Source organism: Synechococcus sp. MIT S9507, assembly GCF_047304715.1.
Classification (GTDB): domain Bacteria; phylum Cyanobacteriota; class Cyanobacteriia; order PCC-6307; family Cyanobiaceae; genus Synechococcus_C.
On the sequence record NZ_CP138970.1, the window covers coordinates 2,179,300 to 2,205,099 of the forward strand.

32 protein-coding genes and 3 tRNA genes are annotated in these 25,800 nt (G+C 58.8%); 12 read left to right on the forward strand and 23 right to left on the reverse strand.

Translation table 11 applies throughout. The features are described from left to right. The first annotated feature begins 77 nt into the window (after positions 1–77). Positions 78–254, forward strand: a complete 177-nt coding sequence (locus SIB83_RS11560; RefSeq protein ID WP_413405976.1) for a hypothetical protein — start codon at positions 78–80, stop codon at positions 252–254. A gap of 25 nt (positions 255–279) precedes the next feature. Here SIB83_RS11560 and fabG read toward each other — a convergent pair whose 3' ends face one another. The 3 genes from fabG to SIB83_RS11575 are packed head-to-tail and all read right to left on the reverse strand — an operon-like array spanning position 280 to position 3,010. Then, positions 280–1,032 (reverse strand): 3-oxoacyl-[acyl-carrier-protein] reductase, encoded by a 753-nt coding sequence (fabG, locus tag SIB83_RS11565; protein ID WP_413745902.1) that lies wholly within the window; start codon positions 1,030–1,032, stop codon positions 280–282. Between the two features lie 47 nt (positions 1,033–1,079). Continuing rightward, the gene (locus tag SIB83_RS11570; protein ID WP_413745903.1) at positions 1,080–2,180 is read right to left on the reverse strand and encodes a potassium channel family protein; all 1,101 of its coding nucleotides are present in this window, start codon (positions 2,178–2,180) and stop codon (positions 1,080–1,082) included. Further along, positions 2,180–3,010: a glycosyltransferase family 9 protein gene (locus SIB83_RS11575; protein WP_413405982.1), complete on the reverse strand. Its 831-nt coding sequence runs from the start codon at positions 3,008–3,010 to the stop codon at positions 2,180–2,182. Before SIB83_RS11575 ends, SIB83_RS11570 begins: the two co-directional genes overlap by 1 nt. Before the next feature lie 72 nt (positions 3,011–3,082). Here SIB83_RS11575 and ispD point away from each other — a divergent pair, with 72 nt between their 5' ends. Next, positions 3,083–3,754 carry a 2-C-methyl-D-erythritol 4-phosphate cytidylyltransferase gene (ispD, locus tag SIB83_RS11580; RefSeq protein WP_413747367.1) on the forward strand — a complete coding sequence of 224 codons (672 nt, stop codon included), beginning with the start codon at positions 3,083–3,085 and terminating at the stop codon, positions 3,752–3,754. Here the strand turns inward: ispD and SIB83_RS11585 are convergent. Continuing rightward, positions 3,745–4,662 carry a S66 peptidase family protein gene (locus tag SIB83_RS11585; protein WP_413745904.1) on the reverse strand — a complete coding sequence of 306 codons (918 nt, stop codon included), beginning with the start codon at positions 4,660–4,662 and terminating at the stop codon, positions 3,745–3,747. The genes ispD and SIB83_RS11585 overlap by 10 nt on opposite strands. Continuing rightward, positions 4,662–5,528, reverse strand: coding sequence for a 4-hydroxybenzoate polyprenyltransferase (locus tag SIB83_RS11590; protein WP_413405986.1), 867 nt, complete (start codon positions 5,526–5,528; stop codon positions 4,662–4,664). The genes SIB83_RS11585 and SIB83_RS11590 overlap by 1 nt, the downstream gene beginning before the upstream one ends. 128 nt (positions 5,529–5,656) lie before the next feature. On the opposite strand from SIB83_RS11590, the gene SIB83_RS11595 reads away from it, so the two are divergent. Beyond that, positions 5,657–7,318, forward strand: a complete 1,662-nt coding sequence (locus tag SIB83_RS11595; protein ID WP_413745905.1) for a Ppx/GppA phosphatase family protein — start codon at positions 5,657–5,659, stop codon at positions 7,316–7,318. Here the strand turns inward: SIB83_RS11595 and SIB83_RS11600 are convergent. Then, entirely contained in the window at positions 7,302–8,072 is a 771-nt protein-coding gene (locus SIB83_RS11600) for a helix-turn-helix domain-containing protein (protein ID WP_413745906.1), read from the reverse strand. The two genes, SIB83_RS11595 and SIB83_RS11600, sit on opposite strands and share 17 nt — an antisense overlap. Positions 8,073–8,262: 190 nt before the next feature. Between SIB83_RS11600 and SIB83_RS11605 the strand changes: the two genes are divergently transcribed. Beyond that, positions 8,263–8,652: a hypothetical protein gene (locus tag SIB83_RS11605; RefSeq protein ID WP_413745907.1), complete on the forward strand. Its 390-nt coding sequence runs from the start codon at positions 8,263–8,265 to the stop codon at positions 8,650–8,652. A 135-nt stretch (positions 8,653–8,787) separates the two neighbouring features. On the opposite strand, the gene SIB83_RS11610 is transcribed toward SIB83_RS11605, so the two are convergent. From SIB83_RS11610 to petC, 7 genes are all read right to left on the reverse strand, one after another. Next, the gene (locus SIB83_RS11610; protein ID WP_413405994.1) at positions 8,788–8,988 is read right to left on the reverse strand and encodes a hypothetical protein; all 201 of its coding nucleotides are present in this window, start codon (positions 8,986–8,988) and stop codon (positions 8,788–8,790) included. 210 nt (positions 8,989–9,198) lie between these two features. After that, complete coding sequence (locus tag SIB83_RS11615) at positions 9,199–9,492, reverse strand: DUF1330 domain-containing protein (protein ID WP_413405996.1); 294 nt, start codon at positions 9,490–9,492, stop codon at positions 9,199–9,201. A 255-nt stretch (positions 9,493–9,747) separates the two neighbouring features. After that, positions 9,748–9,819: transfer RNA gene (locus SIB83_RS11620), tRNA-Val, on the reverse strand. Positions 9,820–9,855: 36 nt separating this feature from the next. Beyond that, positions 9,856–10,611 (reverse strand): precorrin-4 C(11)-methyltransferase, encoded by a 756-nt coding sequence (gene cobM, locus SIB83_RS11625; protein WP_413745908.1) that lies wholly within the window; start codon positions 10,609–10,611, stop codon positions 9,856–9,858. After that, positions 10,608–11,459, reverse strand: a complete 852-nt coding sequence (gene lgt / locus SIB83_RS11630) for a prolipoprotein diacylglyceryl transferase (RefSeq protein ID WP_413406319.1) — start codon at positions 11,457–11,459, stop codon at positions 10,608–10,610. The genes cobM and lgt overlap by 4 nt, the downstream gene beginning before the upstream one ends. Positions 11,460–11,479: 20 nt before the next feature. Continuing rightward, positions 11,480–12,412: a cytochrome f gene (gene petA / locus SIB83_RS11635; protein ID WP_413747368.1), complete on the reverse strand. Its 933-nt coding sequence runs from the start codon at positions 12,410–12,412 to the stop codon at positions 11,480–11,482. A gap of 44 nt (positions 12,413–12,456) precedes the next feature. Continuing rightward, positions 12,457–12,993, reverse strand: a complete 537-nt coding sequence (gene petC / locus SIB83_RS11640) for a cytochrome b6-f complex iron-sulfur subunit (RefSeq protein ID WP_413405999.1) — start codon at positions 12,991–12,993, stop codon at positions 12,457–12,459. Positions 12,994–13,096: 103 nt separating this feature from the next. Between petC and SIB83_RS11645 the strand changes: the two genes are divergently transcribed. Further along, the gene (locus tag SIB83_RS11645) at positions 13,097–13,444 is read left to right on the forward strand and encodes a DUF3067 family protein (RefSeq protein WP_413745909.1); all 348 of its coding nucleotides are present in this window, start codon (positions 13,097–13,099) and stop codon (positions 13,442–13,444) included. Here SIB83_RS11645 and tatC read toward each other — a convergent pair. Both tatC and SIB83_RS11655 read right to left on the reverse strand, forming a co-directional pair. Further along, entirely contained in the window at positions 13,395–14,129 is a 735-nt protein-coding gene (gene tatC, locus SIB83_RS11650) for a twin-arginine translocase subunit TatC (protein WP_413745910.1), read from the reverse strand. The two genes, SIB83_RS11645 and tatC, sit on opposite strands and share 50 nt — an antisense overlap. 117 nt (positions 14,130–14,246) lie before the next feature. Further along, positions 14,247–15,977 carry an NFACT family protein gene (locus tag SIB83_RS11655; RefSeq protein WP_413745911.1) on the reverse strand — a complete coding sequence of 577 codons (1,731 nt, stop codon included), beginning with the start codon at positions 15,975–15,977 and terminating at the stop codon, positions 14,247–14,249. A gap of 64 nt (positions 15,978–16,041) precedes the next feature. Here SIB83_RS11655 and gmk point away from each other — a divergent pair, with 64 nt between their 5' ends. Beyond that, complete coding sequence (gene gmk / locus SIB83_RS11660; protein WP_413745912.1) at positions 16,042–16,614, forward strand: guanylate kinase; 573 nt, start codon at positions 16,042–16,044, stop codon at positions 16,612–16,614. 4 nt (positions 16,615–16,618) lie between these two features. Here gmk and psaJ read toward each other — a convergent pair whose 3' ends face one another. Next, positions 16,619–16,735, reverse strand: a complete 117-nt coding sequence (gene psaJ, locus SIB83_RS11665) for a photosystem I reaction center subunit IX (protein WP_066905917.1) — start codon at positions 16,733–16,735, stop codon at positions 16,619–16,621. Between the two features lie 32 nt (positions 16,736–16,767). After that, positions 16,768–17,247 (reverse strand): Photosystem I reaction center subunit III, encoded by a 480-nt coding sequence (locus tag SIB83_RS11670; RefSeq protein ID WP_413406323.1) that lies wholly within the window; start codon positions 17,245–17,247, stop codon positions 16,768–16,770. A gap of 76 nt (positions 17,248–17,323) precedes the next feature. Here SIB83_RS11670 and tsaD point away from each other — a divergent pair, with 76 nt between their 5' ends. Then, positions 17,324–18,394: a tRNA (adenosine(37)-N6)-threonylcarbamoyltransferase complex transferase subunit TsaD gene (gene tsaD, locus SIB83_RS11675; RefSeq protein ID WP_413745913.1), complete on the forward strand. Its 1,071-nt coding sequence runs from the start codon at positions 17,324–17,326 to the stop codon at positions 18,392–18,394. Between the two features lie 38 nt (positions 18,395–18,432). Beyond that, positions 18,433–18,627: a high light inducible protein gene (locus SIB83_RS11680; RefSeq protein WP_413406010.1), complete on the forward strand. Its 195-nt coding sequence runs from the start codon at positions 18,433–18,435 to the stop codon at positions 18,625–18,627. Positions 18,628–18,638: 11 nt separating this feature from the next. On the opposite strand, the gene SIB83_RS11685 is transcribed toward SIB83_RS11680, so the two are convergent. Further along, positions 18,639–19,763 (reverse strand): type IV pilus twitching motility protein PilT, encoded by a 1,125-nt coding sequence (locus tag SIB83_RS11685; RefSeq protein WP_413747369.1) that lies wholly within the window; start codon positions 19,761–19,763, stop codon positions 18,639–18,641. A 153-nt stretch (positions 19,764–19,916) separates the two neighbouring features. On the opposite strand from SIB83_RS11685, the gene wecB reads away from it, so the two are divergent. Genes wecB through SIB83_RS11705 form a run of 4 tightly spaced genes read left to right on the forward strand, consistent with a single transcriptional unit; the run spans position 19,917 to position 23,049 of the window. Next, entirely contained in the window at positions 19,917–21,029 is a 1,113-nt protein-coding gene (wecB, locus tag SIB83_RS11690) for a non-hydrolyzing UDP-N-acetylglucosamine 2-epimerase (RefSeq protein WP_413745914.1), read from the forward strand. After that, positions 20,998–21,558 (forward strand): DUF1643 domain-containing protein, encoded by a 561-nt coding sequence (locus SIB83_RS11695; protein WP_413745915.1) that lies wholly within the window; start codon positions 20,998–21,000, stop codon positions 21,556–21,558. Before wecB ends, SIB83_RS11695 begins: the two co-directional genes overlap by 32 nt. Further along, positions 21,555–21,800, forward strand: a complete 246-nt coding sequence (locus SIB83_RS11700) for a hypothetical protein (protein WP_413745916.1) — start codon at positions 21,555–21,557, stop codon at positions 21,798–21,800. The genes SIB83_RS11695 and SIB83_RS11700 overlap by 4 nt, the downstream gene beginning before the upstream one ends. Beyond that, a complete protein-coding gene (locus SIB83_RS11705) occupies positions 21,790–23,049 on the forward strand; it encodes a cation:proton antiporter (protein WP_413745917.1) in 1,260 nt (419 codons plus the stop codon). The genes SIB83_RS11700 and SIB83_RS11705 overlap by 11 nt, the downstream gene beginning before the upstream one ends. Here the strand turns inward: SIB83_RS11705 and gltX are convergent. The 5 genes from gltX to rplS form a co-directional block, all read right to left on the reverse strand. Continuing rightward, positions 22,993–24,426, reverse strand: a complete 1,434-nt coding sequence (gltX, locus tag SIB83_RS11710) for a glutamate--tRNA ligase (protein WP_413745918.1) — start codon at positions 24,424–24,426, stop codon at positions 22,993–22,995. The two genes, SIB83_RS11705 and gltX, sit on opposite strands and share 57 nt — an antisense overlap. A 21-nt stretch (positions 24,427–24,447) precedes the next feature. After that, positions 24,448–24,521, reverse strand: a tRNA-Asp gene (locus SIB83_RS11715). Positions 24,522–24,957: 436 nt separating this feature from the next. Then, the gene (locus SIB83_RS11720; RefSeq protein ID WP_006043540.1) at positions 24,958–25,146 is read right to left on the reverse strand and encodes a hyperconserved protein Hcp; all 189 of its coding nucleotides are present in this window, start codon (positions 25,144–25,146) and stop codon (positions 24,958–24,960) included. 36 nt (positions 25,147–25,182) lie between these two features. Continuing rightward, positions 25,183–25,255, reverse strand: a tRNA-Trp gene (locus tag SIB83_RS11725). Positions 25,256–25,316: 61 nt separating this feature from the next. Beyond that, positions 25,317–25,784, reverse strand: coding sequence for a 50S ribosomal protein L19 (gene rplS, locus SIB83_RS11730; protein ID WP_413406021.1), 468 nt, complete (start codon positions 25,782–25,784; stop codon positions 25,317–25,319). Between the last annotated feature and the right edge of the window lie 16 nt (positions 25,785–25,800).

The window sequence follows — 25,800 nt, forward strand, 5'->3', positions numbered from 1 at the left end:
GCTATCGGAAGTGGGGAAAGCCGAATCATCCGGAGTTGGTGCCTGCCGGAGGCGACCGCTCTCGTTAACTTTGATCCATGGCCAATTCAGGGGCGCTGTTCTTCGTGTTGCTGGCCGGTCTGGCCGGGATCATGGCTCTTGTCTACGTGCCGTTGCGCATTTTTCTGACGGCGACAGAACGCAGCCGCAGGTTCAGATTGCTGCAGCGCATCCGCAGACTCAGAGATGAGCTGGGGCAACCTCTGGAGCCCTGATACGGAAGTCCTGCGCGGACTCGGATCAGCCCATCACCATGCCGCCGTCAACCTGCAGAACCTGGCCGGTGATGTAGGCAGCAGCAGGGTCAGCTGCCAGAAACCGCACAGCCCCGGCGACCTGATCCGGAGTGCCGAAACGACCCAGTGGAATGGCCGCGAGGATTCCCTCCGCATCAAGATCCTTGGTCATGTCAGTGGCGATGAAGCCAGGGGCCACTGCATTCACGGTGATGCCGCGGCTGGCCATCTCCTTGGCGGCGCTTCTGGTGAATCCCACGACTCCCGCCTTGGCGGCGGCGTAATTGGACTGCCCGGCGTTGCCCATCAGCCCAACGACAGATGTGATGTTGATGATGCGTCCGCTTTTCTGCTTGAGCATCGGGCGGGCCACGGCTCTTGTGCAGAGGAAGACGCCACTCAGGTTCAGATTGATCACCGCCTGCCAATCGTCGGTCTTCATGCGCATCAGCAGTCCATCGCGGGTGATGCCGGCGTTGTTGACCAGCACATCGATTCTTCCGCTTCGCTCGATCACTGTCTTGATCAGACCGTTCACGGCCTCCTCGTCGGCCACATTGGCCTGAAGGGCGTAGGCCTTGCCTCCGGAATCCTTGATTTCAGCCACCACGGCATCGGCCGCATCAGGAGAGCTCGAGTAGTTGACGACCACTTCAGCACCGGCGTCGGCTAGGCCGAGTGCAACGGCCCGGCCGATTCCGCGGCTGGCGCCGGTCACCAGAGCGATCTGGCCATCAAGGGTGTGAGTGGTGCTCATGCAAGGACCTGTGACCGACTGATCGTACGGACCTGCAAGACCAGCGTTCATTCATTCGACTGCATGCCGCGCATGGTTTCCACGGCGTCAATGGCGTCGCCAAGAATCTGTCGAAGGTCCTGCAGTTGCTGCTTGCTGCCCATCACAACCAGCATCTGGCCGGGGGCCAGGGTGACCTCTCCGTTGGGATTCGCCGACAAGGTGTTGTTGTCCCGAATGGCAAGCACCATGGCTCCGGTGCGTCGCGCCAGGTCAAGGTCCTGCAGGGTCCGATGGGCGATCTGGCTCATCAGCAAAGGATCCTCACTGAGCCGGAATTCCTCGATCTCGCAGTCGGATCCCGCCAGCAGATCCGTGAAGTCGACCGCCAGCGGTCGCAGGGCCGTCGTCGCCATGAGGCGACCACCGGCCACGTAAGGGCTCACCACAGCACTTGCGCCAGCCAGTTCAAGCTTCGCCGCAGCCTCATCGCTGTCCGCACGGGCGATGAGGCGACATCGTTTCTCCAGCCCCCTGGCGCTCAGAACCACGTAAAGGTTGGCCGCATTGCTGGGCAGTGCGGTCACCAGACTGCGGCAGCGATCAAGCCCGGCCTCGATCAGCGTTTCGTCAAGAGTGGCGTCGGCCTGGAGCACCTTCAGTCCACGGTCTTCAGCGGCCTGTTTGCGCATGGGGTCAAGTTCAACCACCAGCACCGGTGCTTTCTCGAGCAGCAGCTGTTCACCGATCTCGCGGCCGATCCTGCCGTAGCCGCAGAGAATGACATGGTCTTGCATGCGCCGCAGCATCCGGCGAAACCTCAGCTCCCGCATCTGGCGGAAGTACCCGGATTCTGACAAGCCAAGCACGCGCTGAATCAACAGCTGAACAACCAGCAGTCCTCCGGCAATGATCAGGACCGTAACCAACCGCCCCGGCTGAGACAGAGGCTCCACCTCTCCGTAGCCAATGGTGCTGATCGTGATCAGCACCATCCACAGGCAGTCCCCCCAATCCCATCCTTCGGTGATCCGGTAACCGAGGGCACCGCCGAAGACCAGCAGCGTCAGTGCCAGTCCAGGCAGCAACCAGGGTCGTGCAAGGTGTCGGAGCTGACGTGGACGACCGCTGAGCAGAACCTGTTGCCTGCTCAGCCGGGGGCGCGTCATCAGAAGCCGAGAGCCTGCATCACATCGGAGACCGACAGAGCAGTCAGATCCTCTCTGTCGAGCCTGCGAATCATGTCTCTCTGGGGCAACTGGTCTGCTTCGGCGCCCATGGCGACCAGAGGCAGGCCGCAGTAGGTGGCGATCAACTGAGTGAGGGTGCAACTGCTGAGCACCACATCGGCACAGGCCACGGCAGCGGCACGCTCGACCACGGGCATTTCGGTCGGCAGAACCAGGCTTCGCAACTGAGGCAACTTGCCACGGATGGTTTGCGGGAGCGATGTCCAGCGTTCTTCAGGCCAGTCACCAGGAAAGGCTCCAGGTGCAAGCAGCAGCAGAGGGCCATCCCCTGCGGGCTGGGCGCTGCGCGCTTTCTCCATGGCCTCCGCAGGCAGGCTGAGGCGGAAGGCATCGGCATTCAGTGAAACCCCCATCGGGGAGAGAAAGGCCTCAAGTGTCTGCGGCGTCCAGCCCGCTCCCACCGTGGCGGAGGCCGTGCTGGCAAAGCCTTCCGTGGCCACCCGCATCGGGATATGGCTCATTGACAGCATCAAATTCACCTGCCTTCCTGTGGCGAAATTGAGGCAGGCCTGGAAGTCAGGTTCCCTCACCAAACCCAGAAGGTTGGCCCAATCCGAAAGATTGGGAGTGGCATCGAACGGGAAGGGAATCACTTTCTGCACCGCGGGAAGCATCGACCACAACCCGCGATGGGATGGATCACAGGCCACCTGGAGGCTGGCTTCGAGCTGATCAGCGGCAGCTGCGAGAGCGGGCAGACGCTCGAGCTGCTGCTGAAGGCTTCCGGGGCTTAGAGCGAGAACGCGCATGAACCAGCGGCACAATCGGTGCGAGCTGATTGTATGGAGGCCGTTTCAGACTGCTGGCAGCAGGAGTCGCTTGTGCATCTGTTGATTGTCGCAGCGGGAAGCGGGCGGCGTATGGGAGCTGATCGCAACAAACTGCTGCTCAAGCTGCGGGGCAGGCCGCTGCTTGCCTGGACCCTGGAGTCGGCTTTCGCGGCTGAAGCCATCGGTTGGATCGGCGTTGTGGGTCAGCATGTTGATCACAGTGAGATCTCTGCCCTCCTGCAGGGGGCTCCCAAGCCCGTTGCCTGGATCGAGGGTGGCAGAACACGTCAGGAATCGGTCGAGCGCGGGTTGGAGGCACTCCCCAGTGATGCGGAGCATGTGCTGATTCATGACGGAGCCCGTTGCCTGGTTGAACCCAGCCTGTTCAACCACTGCACCGAGGTGGTTCGTGGTGGTGACGCAGTGATTGCTGCGACGCCGGTCACCGACACGATCAAGCGTGTTGACGAGGGGGGCATGATCACTGAAACACCTGAAAGGGCCCAGCTCTGGGCAGCGCAGACGCCCCAGGGTTTTGCTGTTGCCGCTCTGCGCGAAGGCCATGCCCAGGCCAGGGCTCATGGCTGGTCGGTGACCGACGATGCTTCTCTGTTTGAACGTCTGGGCTGGCCGGTCAGGGTGCTGGATGCAGGCCCTGCCAACATCAAGGTCACCACGCCGTTCGATCTCACCGTGGCTGAAGCTGTGCTCGCTCAGCGATGACAAGGCAGCTCCAGACTCAACGTGCCGCTGTCGCCATTCAGCTGAGCGGGAACGCCCATCGGCAGAGCGGCATTGCCACCGTTTCCATGGCCAACGGGTAGATCCGCAACCACCGGACAACCCAGATCCCGAGTGCGTTCCCGCAGGACCTGCTCAAGGCTGAAACCGGCAGCCTGATCGTTGTTCTCAGCCTCCTCGCAACCGCTGAAGCGACCGAATCCAAGGCCCGCAAGATTCTGAAGTGCGCCCAGAAGACGCCAGTGGGTGAGCATTCGATCAAGTCGGTACGGAGCTTCACCCACGTCTTCGATCACCAGGATCGCGCCGCGCAGATCGGGTAGGTGATGGCTGCCGAGCAGGTGTGATGCCACTGTGAGATTCACCGCGATCAGTGGACCGGTCACCGTGCCGCCGGCCCAGCAGGTCCCCTCAAGGGATGCAACAGGATGTCCGAACAGCAGATCGTGAAGACGCTGCTGGCTCCATTCAGGCTCTCCAGCCAGCGTTGTGACCAGAGGACCATGGATGCCGCCTCCGAGGCCTTGTGCCATTCGGCTGCAGAGCAGGGCGGTGACATCGGAGAAGCCAAGAAGCCAGCCCTCCTTCCAGGCGATGGTCTGTTCAAGAAGACGTGCCGCTCCCCATCCACCCCGGGCACAGGCCAGCAGGGAACACGCATCGTCAGCGGACAGATCACTGACGCGTTCGCTGTCACGACCTGCCAGGTAACCCCAGCGACGTTCCATGCAGGCCGGGATGTTCACGCTCAGCCCCCAAGACTCGAGCACGGCAATTCCAGCGAGCAGGCTGGCCTGATCGCAGATCGCAGAGCTCGGTGCGGCAATGCTGACCCTGTCGCCCGACTGCAGGGGACGAGGCAGTGTCCATAGCTGGTCGGAATGCTGCATCAGCCCAGACGTGAAAGCACCAGGCCGATCAGCAGCAACATACCGATCTGGACCTGACGTGCGAAATGGTTGGCATAGACGGCTGCAGGCTGCTGTTCACCAGCTCTCAGGGTGTGCGTGGAGCGCCACAGTCCAATGGTGGCAATCACCCAGAAGGGCCAGAAAAACACTCCCACATCAGCCGCAGCCGCAGCCACGGCGAGGGATGTCGAGGTGAGCCCATATCCAGAGCGAACGGTCCTGATGGCATTGCGTCCAAGCGTCAGTGCGCTGCTCCGCAAGCCGAGCCGCGCATCATCCGGACGGTCGGCCATTGCATAGACCGTGTCAAAGCTGAAGGTCCAGCACACCGTGGCGAACCAGCATCCGATCAAAGGTGTCGACGGCGCGATGCTTCCCGTGAAGGCCGCCCAGGGGATCAACACCGCAAAACCCCAGCAGATCGCCAGAAGTGCCTGAGGGAAAGGGAACCAGCGCTTTGCGGATGGGTAGATCAGGATGGGAGGAAGAGCAAGAACTGCCAGTTGCAGACACAGCAGCATCTGGGACGAGAGGCTGAGAACGACGACCAGGGCCAGAGCCAGAAGCAGCACCAGCCCGGCAGTCGCCTGGGTTCTGTTGAGTTCACCGCTGGCGAGGGGACGTTGACGCGTGCGTTCCACCTCGCTGTCGATGTTCCGGTCCCAGAGATCGTTGGCGATGCAGCCGGCTCCGCTCACAGCCAGTCCGCCGACCAGAATCTGCAGCACAAGTGCTGCAGAAGGAGGTGCATCCGGGGCGAGCCATAGACTCCACCCGGCCGGCACCAGAAGGATCAGGCGACCGGTCGGTTTGTTCCATCGCAGCAGTGCCACCCAGGGCGACATGACGCGAGAGAAGGTCGTGCCAGTCACAGTTCGCAGAACCTGAAGCTTGGATTTTCGGAACCATAATCAGCCGCGACCAGGCCCGGAGCGCCGATGGCAGAGTGGGCCCGTTTCCATCACGGTGCGCCATGTCAGGTGCCGAGCTTTCCCCAGCGAACGCGGTGGATGACAGCAATCAAGCTGCAGAGACGCCATCGAACACTGATTCGCGTGGGGCGAGAAAAGTCAGAACCGTGGCCGCGATCGATGTGGGCACCAATTCCACGCACATGCTCGTGGCTTCGGTGGATGTGGCCCTGGCGACCTTCAGCATTGATCTGGCGGAGAAGTCCAGTACCCGTCTCGGGGAGAGGGACCCTGACACGGGTGAGCTGACACCTGAAGCGATGGCCAGAGGGTTGGAAAGCCTTCGCCGTTTCCGCGAGCTTGCAATCAGCCATCAGGTTGAGCAGATCGTTGTCGCAGCGACCAGTGCCGTGCGAGAAGCCCCAAACGGCAGGGATTTTCTGCAAACAGTCAAAGACGAACTCGACCTGGATGTGGATCTGGTCAGTGGTCCGGAGGAGGCACGACTGATCTATCTGGGTGTGTTGTCAGGCATGTCCTTCGGGGATCGTCCCCATCTGGTGCTGGATATCGGCGGAGGTTCAACGGAGCTGATCCTTGCTGATGGCAGGGATGCCCGAGCCCTCACCAGCACACGCGTGGGTGCCGTGAGATTGCAGCGGGATTTCGTCAAGGATGATCCGATCCCTCCCCAGCGCCGCTCATTTCTGCAGGCTTTCATCCAGGGCTCGCTGGAACCGGCGGTTGACAAGGTGCATCGACGGATCAAGCCGGGCGAGACACCAGTGCTTGTCGCGACAAGCGGTACGGCGATGGCCATCGGTGCGCTGGCGGCTAGCGACGACGATCGCCCGCCACTGAAGCTCCATGGCTACAGGGTTTCCAGGCAGCGTCTCAACCGTGTCGTCGACCGTCTGGCTGTGATGACACCGGAGCAGCGCCGTGCCCTAGCGCCCATCAACGATCGGCGTGCGGAAATCATCGTGCCTGGCTCGCTGATCCTGCAAACCACCATGCAGATGCTTGGCGTCGATGAGTTGGTTTTAAGCGAAAGGGCCCTGCGTGAAGGGCTGATTGTCGATTGGATGCTGCGCCATGGCCTTCTGGAAGATCGCTTCAGTTTTCAGAGCAGCATCCGCCAGCGAACCGTGATCCATCAGGTGCAGCGTTTTGCGGTCAATCAGGTCCGTGCCGAGCGGGTTGCCAACCACGCACTCAATCTTTACGACAGCACTCACAAGACCTTGCACCGTGATGACGGATCCGGCCGGGATCTGCTCTGGGCCGCCGCCATGCTCCATGCCTGCGGGCAGCACATCAATCTGAGCGCCTACCACAAGCATTCCTGGTATCTCATCCGCCATGGCGAGCTGCTGGGTTATTCCGAATCCGAACATCTGATGATCGCGGCCATCGCCCGTTACCACCGTCGCAGTCTTCCCAAGAAGCGTCATGAGTCCTGGCAAGCGCTTCAGACCCGTGACAACAGAAGGACCGTGTCAGAGATGGCGTTGTTGCTGCGTCTTGCCGCAGCACTGGATCGTCGGCCCGATCCGGTTGTTCAGAAGCTGAAAGCCAGGGTCAAGGGCAGTGTTCTGATTCTTGAGCTGGTGCCGGAGCGTCTGAATCAGAACCTGAGCCTTGAACAGTGGAGTCTTGAGAGCTGCTCAGCACTGGTGAGTGATGTGACCGGACTGAATCTCAAGGTTAGAGTTCACGACTGAGTTTGTACCAGCGCACCTGATCAATAGGTCCGAGTGCTCTGGGTGACTCGCCTCCATGACTGATCAAGATGAGATCTGGGCGTCCGGCATAGATCTCAAGATCAGATTCAGGAGGAAGGGATTTGTCGTCAGAAAGGGTTCCCTCGTAAATGATCTTGCCTTCGCCGTTTCGGATTGAGAGCCAGCTGGGTTCTCTGCTGCTGATGGAAATCGACTCAGCGGTTTTCTGTTCAAACTGCACGGGCTGAGCGTCTCGCGCTGTGGACTGCTTCAACTCCGTTGCAGCCGTGATGGGAGTGGGTTCGATGGAGCTACGCTGACTGGCTACCACAATGGCTCCACCTGTGACCGCGCCGACCGCCAGGGCAGCCATGGCCAGACGCTTCCAGGGCTTCACAGAACGTTCCGTCTGTTCAGAACCGGTTGCAGCCGCTTTGCCGGAAATGGAACTCCCTGTGGTCTTGACAGTCTCCGGAGCAGGAAGAACGACCTGGAGCCTGCTGACAAGAGAGTCGCCATCGAGGCCGAGTTTTGAGGCGACCCTGCGGGTCATCGCTTTGATGAACACCGGTTCCGGAAGCTTCTCAAGATCGCCATTCTCGAGAGCCTGAAGTTGTTCACTGCCCATTTTCAGAGACTGGGCCAGTTGATCGCAGCTCAGATCCTGTCTGACGCGGGCCTCACGGAGCAGTTCACCGATCTCCTGCAGAGTTGAAACGGTTGCTTCATCCTTTACCTGCTCGGAATCCGACAACCACATCCGACCCTTTGTGAAACAGCTGGAGTGAAATTAGGCATGATCTGCACTTCTGTCAGTGCCACGAGGCACACAGAGAGGGTTGCCACATCGGAATTCGTCATTTTCTATCCCCGGGCATGACTGACCCATGCCTTCACCTTGGCGGTCTGGTTTCCAGCGATCGTGAAGGAGTCAACGCCGAAGGATGAAACCGAGCAGGATCACGCAGCTCCTTCTGGCTGCTCTGGTTGTGACGCAGGTTCCCAACCTCGTCGGCTTCATTGAGGCCATGAGCCGCTACGAGTCGCAGGAATCAGCCTTGCAGGCCTGCACACGATGGGCCGACTCCGCAGGTCGGTACACCGTTCGCAGAACAGGTCTGTGGACCACTCATGGGCAAGCTCCGGTGAGATCCTGCAAAAAAGAGGGTGATCAATACGTTGGCTACGAGTTACCGATGACGAGTGCTTCGAAAGTCAGCGATAACCCTGCAGATCCCAAAGGTTTTGACGCAGGGGACATTCCAGAGCCCGAGGACTCAGGCAAGCGATGGCGCTACAGACGTCAACGCTGGTCACTGGTGATCCCTCTCTGAACCATGGACCCTGAAGTTCGCAATCTGGTGATTGCACAGCTGTTTGTGATTGTGATTCCCGTCGGTGCTTTGTTCGCTACCTGGCTCTGGATACTTACACTCCGCCGACGCTGAACAGAATTTCTGGTTGAAACATCAAGCAATGCCGATCATCGGTGCCAGCCATTCAGCGTGAATTGCTGAAAGTGCTGTCATGTTGAACGCATGAACCGATGGATTTGTCTTATCAGCAATCCAGAGCAGAGCAAATGGAGCATTGAGGGCAATCTGCATGCGCCATCGCCAGGTGATGATTGCCCAGATTCTCTGTAGAACCGGATTTTTCATTCGAAGCATCGAACGTCTCCAGAAACGCAGCGATCCTGGCGTATCAACTCACGGAATTGCGGATTGGTCTAAGGCGCCGTGTCAAGCAGCGTAGTTCTGTCAAAAAAAAGGAGGGTCCCACCCCTCCTGGCTTCGACGCATCTCCGGTGATGACCCGAAGACAGACAGATAATGCACGAAACTTTGCAAAACATCCGTAGTGGTCAACACCCCGAAGATTCAGGGAACCAACTCTTCAGAGATTGAGAGTGTGAGATCAGCATGGGGAGCTCTCAGCTCAATCATCGATTGATACTCCGTTGACTCATAGGCTGATACTGCTGACTCGATTGAAGGGAACTCAATGATCACCATCACGGAGCCAGGGGAGCCTTCTCGGACATCGCACTGAACATCGCGCACCAGAAATCTCGCCCCGACTGTGGGCAGCCATTCAGTGAGTCGGCTGATGTAGGGGACCATGGCCAGTGGTGTATGAATCGTTCCAGTGCTGATCCAATAACCCTTTGCCATGACGAAAGAAGTACGGTGCACCGAATGTATTCGAACAGTCCTGCATAAAGGCCTCGAAAGACTCTATAAACCTTTCAATGCCTCTATCAGCTGAAACCTTTGAATGTTCAAGTCGCAAGCTCTATTCGAGCGAGATTAAAGCCTTTATTTGCCGATTAATCCTTTGATTTGATGGCCTTATGTGATGCTCATGTGAGCTTTCAGAGCTGCTTGTGAATCAACTGAAAGCCCTGCAACGCAGGGCTTTGTCATGCATGGGCGATACTGGATTCGAACCAGTGACCCCTTCCGTGTGAAGGAAGTGCGCTACCACTGTGCTAATCGCCCGATTTGGTCATCTTAAAACACCACCAGCCCGGATTTTCAGTGCCTGGGCCTGAACAAGTGGTCATGATCCGGTGAATAGAGTTTTGACCGACGACTGCTTGAACGCAAAGCAGGACTGATCACATACAGCGTGGTGCGAATCAAATTGCGATCGTGGGTGATCCTCGCCATCTGATCGAGAGGGACCAGGTCCAGTGATTCATCAGGCCAGCTGACCCGGTATCCGATCGCGACCGGCGTGTCAGCTGGGTAATGCTCAAGCAGCGTGGCCTGAACCTCGTCCACATGGCGGGCACTGAGGTAAAGACACAGCGAAGCCTGCAGACAGGCGAGTTTCCCCAGTTCCTCTCGTTCGGGAACACCGGTTCGGCCTCCGCTGCGACTCAGCACGATGGTCTGCACAAGGCCTGGGATGGTCAGTTCCGCCCTCAGAGCCGAGGCGGTTGCCTGATAGGCGCTGATGCCAGGAACCACTTCCACTTCGATTCCGGCATCAGCAAGTCCGCAGACTTGCTCGCTGAGAGCTCCATAGAGACAGGGGTCGCCATCGTGAAGGCGCACCACGTTTTTTCCACGGCTGGCGCGCTCGACCATCACTGGAAGAACCTGTTCCAGCGTGAGCGAGCTGGTCCTGATCCGTTCACACCCAGCAGGCGCAAGATCCGCGATCAGGGGTGACACCAGCGAATCAGTCCAGATCAGAACTTCAGCATTGACAATGCGGTTCTCAGCACGGCGTGTCAGCAGATCAGGTGCTCCCGGGCCGGCACCCACGATCGAGATTTTGCTCATGAGGGGTCTGTCTGTTTCAGTCCTGGATCAGGAAGAGGCGTCTTTCGTCCATACAGCCAGAACAATCCAAAGCCTGCGATGGCCATCAGGCTGAGGCTCATCAGCTGTGCAATGCGCAGGCCGCCGTCACAGAACGGAGGTTGGCCGCCAAGGCAGAGCGGATCGATTCTCAGAGCTTCGATCCAGATACGACCAAGGCTGTAGCTGAGTAGATAGATGCAGCTGAGAGCTCCAGAAGGCAGGGAGATCTTTCGTTGGCGGCCCAGCCGGAAAAGCGTCATTAACAACACAAAAATTGCGATGTTCCAGAGGGATTCATAGAGAAATGTGGGGTGGAAGAACTCAGCAGTTTTGAACACACCTGGTCTGTTTCCTTCTGGAATAAAAAGTTTCCAAGGCAGATTGGTGGGGACTCCAAATGCCTCCGAATTGAAAAAGTTCCCCCAGCGGCCAATCGCCTGACCCAGCACCACTGAGGGCACCAACACATCCAGAAGATCCCAGAATGACACCCGGCGCCAACGGCAGAACACAATCACTGCCAGCGAGCCCCCCAGGAGTGCTCCATGGATAGCGATTCCTCCCTTCCAGATCGCGAGCGCATCCCACCATGAGCGCTGGTAAGACTCCCATTCGAATGCGACGTAGTAAGTCCTCGCTCCAACCACCGCCGCCAGCACAAGGATCGGTAGCAAATCACTGATCAGATTGGCATCGAGGCCGCGTTGCCGTGCCAGCCAGCTGGAGAGATTGAGTCCAATCAGGACGGCGATCGCAATCAGCAGTCCATACCACCTCAGCACGAAAGGCCCGAGCTGAAACAGCTCGGGCCCTGGGGAGGAGAAAATTCCAGGGATCAACACTGAGCTCAGACACCCTCAGCGGCTTGTACCTTCTCAATCTGCTTCTTCTTCAGGACCAACATGATTTGGGCCAGTGAAACAGCTGCGAAGAACGCCAGCAGTCCATAAATGCGCACTGGGTTCTGCAGCACGACCTCAGCATCAACCTGTCCGAAACCACCAACATTCGGATCATCGGTCAAGGGAGCCCCGGCTTCGATCGCATCACCGACTCCGACAATCAGAGCGGGGCCTACGGGAATGGTTTCAGTGGCGGTTTCGCCGTCAGCAGCTGCGATGGTGATCACTCTGGCTCCGTTGTCGCCGTCTTCAACGGCTGAAACGGTTCCGCTGGCTGGTGATGTGAAAACGGTGTTGTTGCTCTTTTCTCCGGTCGGATAGACCTGACCTCGACCTCGATTGCCACCTACGAAGATCTGGTACTTGCCGAAATGGATGTTGCTGTCGGTGGCAGGATCCGGGGAGAGGACAGGGAAAACGATCTCCTGATGCTGATCGCCTGGAATCGGTCCAACGAGAAGAATGTTGGGTTGATCGTCGCTGTACTGCGTGAAATAAACGCCCTCGGTTTCCTCTTTGATCTCGTCGGTCCAGCGTTCCTGTGGGGCCAGGGTGAAGCCATCCGGCAGCTGGATCACGGCTCCGACCTGTAAGCCGACATCACTTCCATCGGCACCGATCTCCTGGATCCCCTGTTCGTAGGGGATTTTCACTGCTGCCTTGAAAACCGTGTCAGGAAGAACGGATTGGGGCACCTCTGCTTGGGTGATTTTCTTGGCCAGGTGGCAGTTGGCGCAGACGATCTTGCCTGTGGCTTCTCTTGGAGAGGCGTAGTTCTGCTGAGCCCAGAAGGGGTAAGCCCAGCTGCTGGAGGGAGCTGTGAAGATGGCTGTGCCCAGGATCAGGGCTGAGAAGACTGAAAAAAGAATGCGTCGCATCGGAGGCGTGTTTCTCGAGAGAGCGGTGGGAAAAAAGTTGTTGATCAGCCCCACCAGGGCTTCTCACCCGTGCGGAAGTCGGTTTCGGTCCACTGGCTCACGAAAACGTTGTCGTCTTCAACGCTCACGTTGGCCAGCGCAAGAGAGAGAGGTGCAGGCCCCCTCACCACCTTGCCGGTGGCGTCGTACTGACTTCCATGACAGGGGCACATGAACTTGTTGGCTCCACTGTTCCAGGGCACAACACAACCCAGGTGGGTGCAGATGGCGTTGATGCCGTAGCTGCCGATGGCATCTTCACCTTCAACAATCAGGTAGGTGGGGTCTCCCTTCAGTCCCTGAACAAGGCTGCGATCGCCTGTGGAATGGTCGCTGAGCCAGCCGGTGAGTGTCACAGGGTTGCCGAGTTCATCCTTGGCACTGGTGCCACCACCGCTGCCTGCGGCACGTGGTGGGATGAAGTAATTCACCACCGGATAGAGGGCTCCGAGGGCGACGCCGGTCACTGATCCGAATGTCAACAGGTTCATGAACTGCCTGCGGCCCATTCCGGGCACATCAGCGGCTGGCATCTGAGTCATGGCTGACGTTCGTTGGGCACTGGATGGGGCCCATTATGGGCGCTAATGGCCATGTCACACTTTGCGGAGACTGGATTTTCATTGATGTTCAAGGTCTTCGTCAGTGCTTGCTGATCACTCTTCCGCGAGGGGGTCGCGCCCTCTGGGTGTCGATGAAGTCATCGACCTGCTCCGCACTCGCTGGCAAGCCAGTTATGACCTGCAGCTGGTGACCAGGCGCAGGCGAATGTATTTCCAGGTGATGTGGGCCTACCTCGAGCAACAGTCCTTCCCTCTGGATGAGCCTGACTACCGTGCTCATCTCGCGGAGGTCCTGGAAATCGTCAACAGACTGGGGGAAGCAGAGACGGTTCGGGAGTGGTTGCTCACGACCCGGGACAAGCCAAGACTTGGTAAAGCGCTCAGTCTGCAGCTGCAGGGGGAGGGGACTCTTGAGGAGTTTCTGATCTGAATCTCTGTATGCCTGCAACAAGCAAAACACCGATCAGATAGAGCGCAGTGATCGCTCCAGCCAGGAGCAACATCGTGACCGGGTCTGTGGAGGGCGTCAGCACTGCACCAGCCAGGGCCGACACCAGCACGACCCAACGCCAAGCACTGAGCATGCGTTGCCAGCTGACCAGTCCGAAGACCCCCAGAAGAAGTTGCAGTACCGGAAGCTGAAAGGCCAGACCGGTCGACAGCATGAGCAACAGAACGAAGTCGAGGTAGCGCTCAATCGACCAGAGCGGCTCCACGACATCGGCGCCGTAACTGACCAGAAAATTCAGGGCTGCAGGAACCAGTGCCCACCAGGCAAAGCCAAGTCCGGCCAGAAACAGCACGGCTGATCCCGCCACGGAGGGTGCAATCAGACGGCGTTCTCCGCGGGTCAGGCCTGGGAGAACGAAAGCGAGCCCTTCGTAAAGGACGTAAGGAAGTGCCAGCGTGAGTCCTGCGTAGCCGGCAACCTTGAAGGACACGAACAAAAATTCGCCTGGAGCAAGTTGCAGGAAGCGGATCGAACCGGCGGGCTCCTCAAGAATTCTGACCAGTGGGCGCACGGCCAGAAGACAGGCCAGGGCACAGACAACCACTGCAACAAGACTGCGCAGCACCCTCTGACGCAGTTCCTCCAGATGATCGACCAGAGGCATTTCCACGTCGTTGGGAGGACCGTCCTGAACCCCGATCCGTATCGGCGGCGGCGGTGACAGCTTCGGTGACTCTTCAGGCGTGATCGGCGTCAGAGGTCAGTGTGCAGTTGACTCAATTCAGGCTAGGGGGTTTCGAGCCTCAAGGTTTCTGCAGGCGCGGTCCGGTTCCGCCCAGACCAGCTGGGCCTGTCGGTGTCTCACGGTCCCTGGCGCAGTTCCAGGGATTCTCTGGAGATGTTCCACTCCTGTCATCACAACCGGCACAAGCCGATTTCCCTTCGCCCGGCTGAACCAGGCCGCAAGGTCTGCCGCAAGCTGCAGATCCTGTTCCGAAGCAGCTGCTGCCGAGGCTTTCAGCACCACATGGCTTCCCGGACACTCCTGTGCGTGAAACCATAGATCTCCTGCACGAGCCTGCCGAAGGCTGATCCACTCGTTCTGGCGATGATTGCGGCCGATCTGAATCAGCAATCCGTCCTGAGTGAGGAGCTCCAGCGGCTGTGGCTGTCCCTGGGGTGGACCACTGCGGCGGCGTCGACGGCGAGGGGTCAGCAGGTCCTCGAGTTCAACTCTCAATTCACGCAGCTGTCGGATGCGATCGTCGGAATCGTCCCAGTCAGCCTGCATCAGGTCCGTCAGAAAGTTTTCGCTGCCGTCAATCAGCGCCAGCCGTTGATCGTGATGATCCAGTCGCTCTTCGATCGAGGGAATCGAACGTCGCAGCCGTCTGGCACGCTGATAAAGCTTCTGGGCCCGTTCAATACTTTCTCTTTCAGGAGCGGCCTGACAGAGAATGGCATCAGCCTGATGTTGCAGATCATCGGCGCCAGCAGTGGCGTCCAGTCGCTCGACCTGCTCGAGGCGCTGTGCCTGTTCTTTCTGTCGGCTCTGTTCCAGAAGCTGTTGAAGTTCCAGGCTCTCTCTGAGCAGCTTTCGCTGGTTGAGATGATTGCGGTAGTACAGCCCTAAACGCAGGCTGAGTGATTCGCTTTCACTGGCTGATTCGCTGGCTGAGTCGGGAGGTTCATTCCAGACGCGGTAGCCGCCGGCTTCATCCAGATGCAAGTTGAAATCCCCACAGCTGAGCTTGTTCAGCCATCGGGTCCAGCGCGCATGCAGCAGCAGCCATTGTTTCTGGCTGATTTCTGCGATGGGAGTGCTGGCTGAAAGCGCTGGTGTCCCCTCATCGGTCGAGGGAATGTTGATGAGCTGCCTTGTCAGGGAGGGGCTGATGCCCTGATAGGTATCGCGCAGTGCCTGACCCAGGCCGAGCGGGACCAGAGTGAGCCTGCGCTGCCATTGATCGAACGGTTCCTCAAGGCTTGGTGGCAGGTTCTGAAGCGACGGCGGCGGGATGTAGGGATCCCCACTGCTCAGAGGCCTGACGCGTGACTGGTGCTGCCTGACCTGTCTGGCAATGGCGGTGATCCGCTGCTGCTCGTCAAGCAAAAGCACATTGCTGTGACGACCCATCAGCTCCAGAACCAAGGTGCGCACACTTGTCTCCCCTGGGCGTGGAGCGAAATGAAACAGCACAACCCGCTCAAAGTCCTGCTGTTCCAGTTGCACCAGAGCCAGTTGCCTCAGGCCGTGCTGAACCTGCTGAGCCAGGGTGCTGCCACTTCCTTCACGGCAGGGAGGCGGAATCCTGACCAGCCTTGCGGCGTCTGCTTGCCAGCTGAGTTCCAGCCAGATCATTCCTGTGAGGGTTCTAAATCCCAGCTGCAGGCTGTGCTGATTGGGTTGTTGCGCTTTTTCAAAGCGACTTGGAATGATCTGTGTCCGCAGATCACCCAGCACCGCCCGAAGGCTGGTGAGGTCCATCACCTGAAGCGTGCTCTTCGCCATCGCTAGCCGGTGGTCTTTCGACAGGGGATGCCTTCCTACCCTGCTGCCTGACCACACACAAGCCATGGCAACGACCGATCGCCGCGCCAGGCTCACTTTGCTGACAGGCCCAAGCGGCGTCGGCAAGGGGACGCTGGTGACACGACTGCTTGAGCATCATCCGCAGCTCTGGCTTTCTGTATCCGCCACCACGAGGCCTCCACGCCAGGGTGAACGTGACGGTGTTCATTACTTCTTCCACGCCCGGGAGTCGTTTGACCAGCTGGTCAAGCAGGGCGGATTGCTGGAGTGGGCTGAATTCGCCGGCAACTGTTATGGAACTCCCAAACAACCCGTCATGGAAAGGCTGTTGGCAGGCACTCCCGTTCTGCTTGAAATTGAACTCGAGGGTGCCCGTCAGGTGCGTCGCAGTTTCCCTGAGGCTTTTCAGATCTTTCTTGCACCTCCGAGCTTCGGAGTGCTGGAACAGCGAATTCGCGGTCGCGGCACTGAAGCCGAGGCCGCGATTGTCAGTCGTCTGAAGCGAGCAAAAACTGAACTCGAAGCTCAGAAGGAATTTGATGCCGTCGTCATCAATGATGACCTCGAAACAGCACTATGTGATCTTGAGCGGTTGATGGGGCTTGACAACGCCTGATCAATCAGAGCGGGTGGAACAGCAGGTCAGGGAAGAATCTGTTCCACTCGATCAGGATGCCTGCGGTCAGAGTGAACCAGATGGCGGCAACCACGGGTGCGGTGGATAGAAATTTTTTCATCGTTGAACGATCGGTGAGAAGAGTTTTTGGTGTCAGCGTGGTGAAACTGTGATTTTCGAATCGCTTTCAGTCAGCTTGCCACTGTTGAACTCAGCGATGGCTGCCACGGGCCATGTGGCGGCTTTCACCACGGAATTCAGAGCCAGTTTCATGTCCAGCTGAATCTCAAGCATGTTCTGATCCTTCTTGCCGCGGATAGCTTTGAGGTACTCGCGTCCAGCCCAGCCGATGGTGCCGGTGATGTAGAGGAACATCAGGCCTGGAAGGACGAAATCACCAGCATGATTCCAGCGCCCGTCAACGATCAGATGAGGGAGGCCGTCTTCACCGCAGGAAGCCTTGCTGTACATCTTGAAGCGGGCGACGGCCTGTGGCGTTGAGGCTGCACTGGCACGCTGCTGGAAGCGCGCACTTTCGGAACAGGGTGTCAGTCCTGCCACATCAGCTCTGGCGACCGGTGCGAAACCGAACACCAGCAGGGCCGAAAGCGCGAGGGCGAAGAAACGACGCATCGGAACGGTGCCTGTTGAACCTGCCTCGGGAAGGCAGGATGTATCAAATGGACAGTAGTGGAAGCTGTTGACCTGCATGGCCAAGGTCCTAGCCCTCGAAACAAGTTGTGACGAGTCTGCCGCAGCGGTTGTGGAGCAGAGCGACTGTCGGCTGCGGGTGCTGGCGCACCGGATTGCTTCCCAGATCGAGGAGCATGCCCAGTGGGGTGGTGTGGTGCCGGAGATCGCTTCACGCAGGCATGTGGAAGCCCTGCCTCACCTGATCGATCAGGCGCTCGATGACGCCGGCCTGTCGATCCGTGAACTCGATGCTGTGGCTGCCACCGTCACCCCTGGTCTGGTGGGAGCACTGATGGTGGGTTCGATGACGGGGCGCACTTTGGCGGCACTTCACAGCCGACCGTTCATCGCCGTTCATCATCTTGAAGCCCATCTAGCTTCGGTTCGGTTGGCACTGTCCCCTCCAGAGCCGCCCTATCTCGTTCTGCTGGTCAGCGGCGGGCACACTGAACTGATCCGTGTCGATGCAACAGGAGCGCTGGAGCGTCTTGGGCGCAGTCATGACGATGCCGCCGGTGAGGCCTTTGACAAGGTGGCCCGTCTGCTGGGACTTGAGTATCCAGGAGGTCCCGCGATCCAGGCCGCGGCTGCTGGGGGTGATGTGGCTCGTTTCACCTTGCCGAAAGGTCGTGTCTCGAAACCCGGAGGGGGGTTCTACCCCTACGACTTCTCTTTCAGTGGTCTGAAAACGGCGATGCTTCGTCAGGTGGAGGCGTGCGGGAGCTGGGATGAGCCATTGCCTGTGGCTGATCTGGCCGCCAGCTTCCAGCAGATCGTTGTGGATGTGCTGGTTGATCGCAGCCTTCGATGCTGCAACGATCTAGACCTCTCGACACTGGTGATGGTGGGCGGCGTGGCTGCCAATCAACGCTTGCGTGACTGCATGCATGTAAAAGGTGTTGAACAGGGGGTAGAGGTGCACCTGGCACCACTCAGCTATTGCACCGACAACGCAGCGATGGTGGCTGCAGCCGCGCTTGGACGTCTGAAATCAGAGGCCATCTCCAGTTCCCTGGCTCTTGGCGTTTCAGCACGCTGGGCTCTCGAAAACTGCGCGCCTCTGTATCAATCGAATCCGCCTTTCTGAGCTGCAGTGCATAGGGTGTCGCGACATGCAACAGGGTGATGTCGACCAAGGCTGAGACGCGACAGCAGAGCAACGTTGAAGAGGTCGGTTCCGGTGAGCTGAACGCCTGGCGCAGGGGATTCACCCCTCAGGCTGAAATCTGGAACGGCAGGCTCGCAATGCTTGGTTTGTCTGTCTCACTCGGGATTCTGTTCGTGATCAGGGTGTCCGCAGCCAGTGCCCCAGCCGCCTGAGGACCGGGGCGTCACACTGCACCCCTTCCCCGCAGGGCCTGATCGAGTTCGTTCGGCCTCGGACTCGCAGCCAGTGCATCGCTCGCTTCGATGCGATTGTTCTCCAGCAGTTTCAACAACGATTGATTGGTGGTGATCATTCCATCGAACCCGCTTCGCTCCATGATTTCCTCCACCTCATCCAGGGCTCCCCGCTGGATGTAGTCCTTGTATGCCTCACTGTTGATCAGGATGTCGTGATAGGCGGCACGCTTGCCATCAGTGGTTCGGATCAATCCCTGGGAGATCACCCCCAGCAATGATTCAGAAAGGGAGCGGCGAACGCTGTCCTGGTCTTCAGGAGCAAACAAGCCAAGCACTCGTTCGACAGTCTTCACAGCTGAATTGGTGTGCAATGTTCCGAACACCAGATGTCCTGTCTGGGAAGCCTCCAGTGCGGTACTCAGCGTTTCTCTGTCGCGAATTTCACCCACGAGGATCACGTCGGGATCCTCTCGAAGTGCCGCCTTCAGAGCATTGTGGAATTTCAGGGTGTGAATTCCCAACTCCCGATGACGGATCAGTGACTGCTGGCTGGAGTGAACAAATTCAACCGGATCCTCGATGGTGAGGATATGGCGTTTCTGATGACGATTGATCCAGTCGATCATCGCGGCGAGAGTGGTGCTCTTTCCGGAACCGGTCGGTCCAGTCACCAGTACCAGTCCCTTCGGCTTTGAGGACAGATCCTGGAGAACCTTCGGCAGCTGCAGCTGCTCGAGCGTGAGAATCGTCTGCGGGATCAGTCGCAGCACCATCGCAGGGCCCCGCAGGGAGTCGAGAAGGTTGATGCGTACACGAACGAATGGGAACGCATGGGACCCGTCAAATTCCTTGCTCCTATTGAAATCATCGATCTGCTGCGGAGAGAGGATTTCCTGGAGCCATCCCTGAAAAACTTGATGGGTGGATAGCGGCCAATCGGTTGACAGCATCTCGCCGCGGTCTCTGTATCTGGGTGCTTCTCCGACTCCGAGATGGACATCGGAATGTCCCTGCTCATGGGCGATGCGCACGATTTGTTCCAGACTCGGCGTCCGCTCAGGCAGCGAGCTGATCGGCTCCTCAACCCTTGCGGCATGGCGAACCGGAGTCAGTGTTCCCGAGGGAAAGCCTGGTGGAAAGATCGGTTGACTCACGCTGTTCGCTCTCCTCTTGCCTCAGCTTCGCCAATGCTGGGCACCGGCAGGTGAAGGCTTGCTGGGAGGTTTGTGAAAGCCGCTTAAGATTCCGCCACCAACCCAGGGTTTATGGCTGGCATGCCCCGCGTCACCATTGTTCTTGGCACCCGTCCGGAAGCCATCAAGCTTGCCCCCGTCATCCAGGAATTCCAGGGATGTCAGGCCCTTGAGACAAGGGTTGTTCTGACCGGACAGCACCGTGAGATGGTCACCCAGGTGATGGATCTGTTTGGTCTTAAAGCCGATCATGATCTTGATCTGATGGCCCCTCGTCAGACGCTGACCCACGTCACCTGTGCAGCTCTGCAGGGGCTGAGGGATGACTTCCAGGCTTTTCCTCCGGGACTGGTGCTGGTTCAAGGAGACACCACAACGGCCTTCGCCGCTGCTCTGGCGGCGTTTTACGAGCAGATCCCCGTCGGTCATGTGGAGGCTGGTCTGCGCACGGACAATCTTCTCGATCCGTTCCCGGAAGAAGCCAACAGGCGCCTGATCTCCCAGGTCTCCCAGTTGCATTTCGCTCCCACCGAGCGCTCGGAAGCCAATCTGAACGCTTCCGGTGTGGTCGGTCGTGTGATGGTCACCGGTAACACGGTCATCGATGCTCTTCTGCGCATGGCTGAGCAGGTCCCCGCTCTTTCTGATCTGCCCATCGACTGGTTGAACCAGCGTGTGATTCTCGCCACGGTCCATCGGCGGGAGAACTGGGGGGAACGGCTGAACAGCATTGCGGCGGGCATGCTTGAGGTGCTGGACACTCATCCAGACACCGTTCTGCTGCTGCCTCTGCATCGCAATCCCACGGTTCGGGAGCCTCTCCGTGCTTTGCTCGGTGACCACCCGAGGGTCGTGCTCAGCGAACCCCTTGACTATGACCGGCTTGTTGCGGCGATGAAAGGGTGCACCCTGTTGCTCACCGACTCCGGTGGTCTTCAGGAGGAAGCTCCCGCTCTCGGGAAGCCGGTCCTGGTTCTGCGCCGTACAACGGAACGCCCCGAGGCGGTTGACTCCGGAACTGCGCGGTTGGTCGGAACAGACTCTGACGCAATCGTCAGAGAGTGTTCACACCTCCTCGATGATCCGAGGGCTTATGACCAGATGGCCAGGGCCGTCAACCCGTTCGGAGATGGTCGAGCCAGCGGCAGGATCCTTGAAGCTTCACTCGCCTTGCTCAACGGCTGATGCCGTTTTCAGTCCCTGCGGCCGTTACCGCTGGCTCCTGCACCGTCCAATTCCCCTCTCTCCACTGGATGGACCATCGAGGTTGCTCCTGTTTGTAGGCCTCAATCCTTCCCTGGCCGATGGGTCTCGTGACGACCCAACACTCAAGCGATTGAGGAACTTCGCTCGGGACTGGGGCTATCACCAGCTGGTGGTTCTCAATCTGTTCGGGAGGGTCACACCGTCACCGGGTGGCTTGCGACACTGCGCAGATCCTGTCGGCCGGGAAACCGACCGTGTGCTGATCAGCTGGTTTGAAAGATGGTCCCGATCACCTGCATGGGACCTCTGGCTTGGCTGGGGTGAGGCGGGTTCTCTGCATCACAGAGACAAGCAGGTGGTGATGATGCTCACCCAAGTTCTGGCTTCTCGGTCTCAGGGGGCTCCTCCCCTGGTAATCGGCACGACCCGCAGCGGTCAGCCTCGCCACCCGCTTTATGTCGCAGGAGGGATCCCTCTTTCCCCCTGGGCCTGTACGGTTCGCAGATGACACGTACCCCTCGCCGCTACCAGATTTCGCTTCACCTTTCAGGAGGTCAGACAGAGGTGGTGCATTTCCCCACTCTTGAGACATTTCAGGATTGGTATCAAGGACTGGTCAGCGGTGGGAGCGGTCAGGCCTTTGTGAATATCCCGCTCGGTGATCTCGAAGGTGAATATCTGGTGATCCGCCCCGAAGCGGTGATCGGCGTGCGTGTGGAACCGCAATTCGCATGCATCGATGACGCCTGAGAGGCTTGGACTGCTCTGGGGCATCACGGTGTTTGCCGGTGCAGGTGCTCGATTGCTCGCAGCCCTCTCGGGACTGCCTGGAGTGGTGCTTTTGCTGTTGTCAGGACTGTTGATCGGGCGATCCGGTCTCGGCCTTGTGGAGCCTCTGGATCTGGGTGAAGGCCTTGAGACCACTGTTGGACTGCTGGTCAGTCTCGTTCTGTTTGATGGCGGTCTGAATCTGCGTCTGCCGGGCGACACCATCAAGGCGACCGTGCTGAGAATTTCCCTGCTGCGTCTGCTGCTGTCTCTGGGAGCAGGCATTCTTGCGGCTCACTGGCTCGCCGGCCTGGGATGGTCCGTGGCTGCGGTCTACAGCGCCATCGTTCTGGGAACGGGGCCCACGGTTGTGACGCCGATCGTGCAGCAGATTCGTCTGGCTCCTCCTCTTGGGGACGTACTCGAAGCGGAGGGACTGGTGCTCGAGCCCGTGGGAGCCGTTCTTGCACTCCTGCTGCTTGAGTTGCTGCTTGGCGATCTCTACGGTTGGAGGGGCCTGGCGATTGGGCTGCTGTCTCGCCTCGGTGGTGGGGTGCTGATCGGCATCGTTGTTGGATGGCTGCTTGCCGAGCTGTTGAGACGTTTGCCCTCAGAGCATGCCGTGGGCTTGCGGCTGCAGCTGACTCTGGGTGTTCTGTTCCTCATGTTCGCCATCTGCGAATGGCTGCTACCTGAATCCGGTCTGCCGGCATCGGTTGCTGCAGGCGTTGTGGTGGGTCGTCGCCCATCAACGCAGGCGGCTGAGCTCGATGAGCTCATTCGCGAACTGGCCAGATTGGCGATCACGATGCTCTTCCCGCTGCTGGCGGCTGATGTGTCCTGGGCTGAACTCAGTCCACTCGGATGGGGTGGTGTCAGCTGTGTTTTGGTGCTGATGCTGCTGGTGCGCCCGGCCGCAGTTGGTGTCGCCACCATCGGATTGCCACTTGACTGGCGCCAACGCCTATTCATGGGATGGCTGGCTCCCAGGGGAATTGTCACGGCTGCCGTGGCCTCTCTTTTCTCGATTCGCCTTGAACAGGCAGGGATTCTCGGAGCAGGACGACTTCAGGGCCTGGTGTTTCTCACAATTCTGATGACTGTGGGCATTCAGGGACTGACGGCACAGCCACTGGCACGGGTTTTGGGGCTGATTCAATCAGAGCCGGAAGAGTCAGGGGAGGCAGCGCTTCAAACGGGGCAGATCCTGTCCGACCCTGGCCAGCAATGACCAGGTCGTGATCAGATCCGGTCCCTGCAGACGGCCCAGCAGGGCGGCACGCAATGATTTCATCAACACGCCCTTTTTCACACCTGCCTTGTTCGCTGCATCGGCCAGCAGTGCTTGTGCCGTCGCGGTTTCAATGCCAGTCCATGGATCACTCTCGAGCGATTTCACAAGCTGAGCAATCGCGTCCCTGGCTCCATCCAGCTCAAGTTGCTTGAGACCATCGCTCTCAAGCTCAGGGCAAACAAAAAAGGGTTGTGCCTGGTCAATGCCGTCCTTCAGCAGAGTCAGAGAGGGCCCCAGCAGTTCGCACAAGGCAACGCCCCAGCTTTGATCCTCTGGAAGGCTCCATCCCTGCTGGCGCCAGAGCGGTGAGAGGTCGTCCAGCAATTGCTGGGGTGTGAGGCCATGCAGAACCTGTGCATTGAGCCAGTTGAGCTTGTCCCAGTCGAAACGTGCGCCGGCCTTGTTCACCCGATCGAAGCTGAACACCTCGGCTGCCTGCGTGAGGGTGAAGCGCTCCTCCATGCCTTCGGGAACCGACCAGCCCAGCAGGGTCATGTAGTTGGCGATCGCCTCCGCGGTGTACCCCATGGACTGGAAATCATTGATTGATGTGACGCCGTCCCGCTTGGAGAGTTTGCGACCTTCGGCATTGAGGATCAGAGGTGTATGGGCAAAGACCGGCACGGCCAGTTCAAGCGCCTTGTAGAGGAGAAGCTGCTTGGCCGTGTTGGCGATGTGATCCTCGCCACGGATGACATGAGTGATCGCCATGGCAGCGTCATCGACGACCACGACAAGGTTGTAGAGAGGGTCTCCGATTCGGTCCGCTGGAGCACGTCGTGCGATGACCATGTCACCGCCGAGATCGGCTCCGCGCCATTGCATCGGTCCACGAACAAGGTCACGCCACTGGATCACTGCATCGTCATCAATCCGGAAGCGGATCACCGCCTCACGGCCTTCGGCCTGGAAGGACGCTTCCTGTTCCGCTGTGAGATTTCTGTGCCGGTTGTCGTAGCGAGGTGCTTGGTTCTGTGCTTTCTGAACCTCACGCATGGACGTGAGTTCCTCTTCGCTGGCGTAACAGCGGTAAGCAAGGCCGCTGTCAAGCAGCGTCTGGATGGCTGAACGGTGCTCTTCGACCCGCTCGCTCTGAATTGTGGGTTCTTCGTCCCAGTCAATTCCAAGCCATGAGAGACCATCAAGAATGTTGGAGGTGAATTCCGACTTGGAGCGCTCCTTGTCAGTGTCCTCAATCCGCAGCAGAAACTGACCTCCCTCATGACGGGCATACAGCCAGTTGAAGACAGCTGTTCGTGCCGTCCCGATATGGAGTGTGCCCGTTGGACTTGGGGCCAGACGAACACGCACCATGGTGTGGCTCGGGATGAAGAACGGGACCGACGGGATTCGAACCCGCAACTTCCGCCGTGACAGGGCGGTGCTCTAACCGGTTGAACTACGGTCCCAGATCGGATTCAGATCGACGGTGCTCGTCCGTTGGAATCGGATCTGCGTCACTCTCGCGACTCCGAAAGTATCGACTGTTGCCCTGCCCTCCGTCAATACGCGCGATCAACGGGTTCAGAATCCTTTCGCTCCAGAAGGGGCCACAACTTGTTTCCCATGGGTCCTGGCCACGGGTGAGCGCCTGAGATCTGCGTGCATTGAATCGAAGATTCACTTCTCGATCAGCAGAGGTTGAAAGCCCCTGCTGCATGTTGAATTGAGCGGAAACCGCAGACTTTTGAGTGCTTCAGAGCGTGCCAACCGTTCTGATCAGACTTGCGGCACTGAACAGAGACTAAAAACGATCCCCCGGTGGCAGCATTCGGGGAGACATAAAAAACCGGTGACCTCAGCCACCGGTCTGGATAACTCGTGAAGGGATTAAACCCACGGAATTCAGGGACGGAAACCTGCAGGTTCAATTAGACGAACCTGATTGCCACGTGCAGTGAACTCGCGACCCTGGTCGCTCTGCACGACTACACGGCCACCGGATTTGACGCGAATGACCCGGGCGCGAACCCAGCCGAGGGCGGCTGATTCGAGGACCTTGACCACATCACCAGGTTGAAGATCCAACTCCATGCTCGAAACTAGGAAACTGCAGAAGGGGGCATCGGACGCGCCGTGGAGGACTTGAACCCCCGACATCAGGTTTTGGAGACCTGCGTTCTACCAACTGAACTAACGGCGCAAGGCGATGTACCCCCGACCATCACAAAGGCGATGGCATTGGATTGAACGAGGCCTGAGCCTCAGCGATCGAAGCGCTGCTTGACGCGGGTGGCCTTGCCCACCCGTTCCCGCAGATAAAAAAGCTTCGCCCTACGTACCTTACCTCGGCGTTCCACCTTGATGGAGGCAACTTGAGGGCTATGCAGCATAAAAACTCTTTCCACGCCGATGCCCTGAAAAATTCTACGGACCGTGATGGTCTGATTGATTCCGCCGTGACGCTTGGCGATCACCACTCCTTCATAGGGCTGCACCCGTTCCTTGTTGCCTTCGCTGATGCGGACGCCGACCCGAACAGTGTCACCGACGTAGATATCAGGAAGGTTGGTTTTCTGTTGCGCCTGCTCAAACTCTCTGATCAGATCAGAAGGGTTGAGGCGTTCAGCCTTGGCAGCTGGAGCAGCAGTCTTCTTGGACTCTTTCTCAGTGTCTGTGACAACCGTATCCGCGCCGTCATTCGCAGATGTGTCTTTCTGATCCGCTGCCATCCCTGCTCCGGGTAAT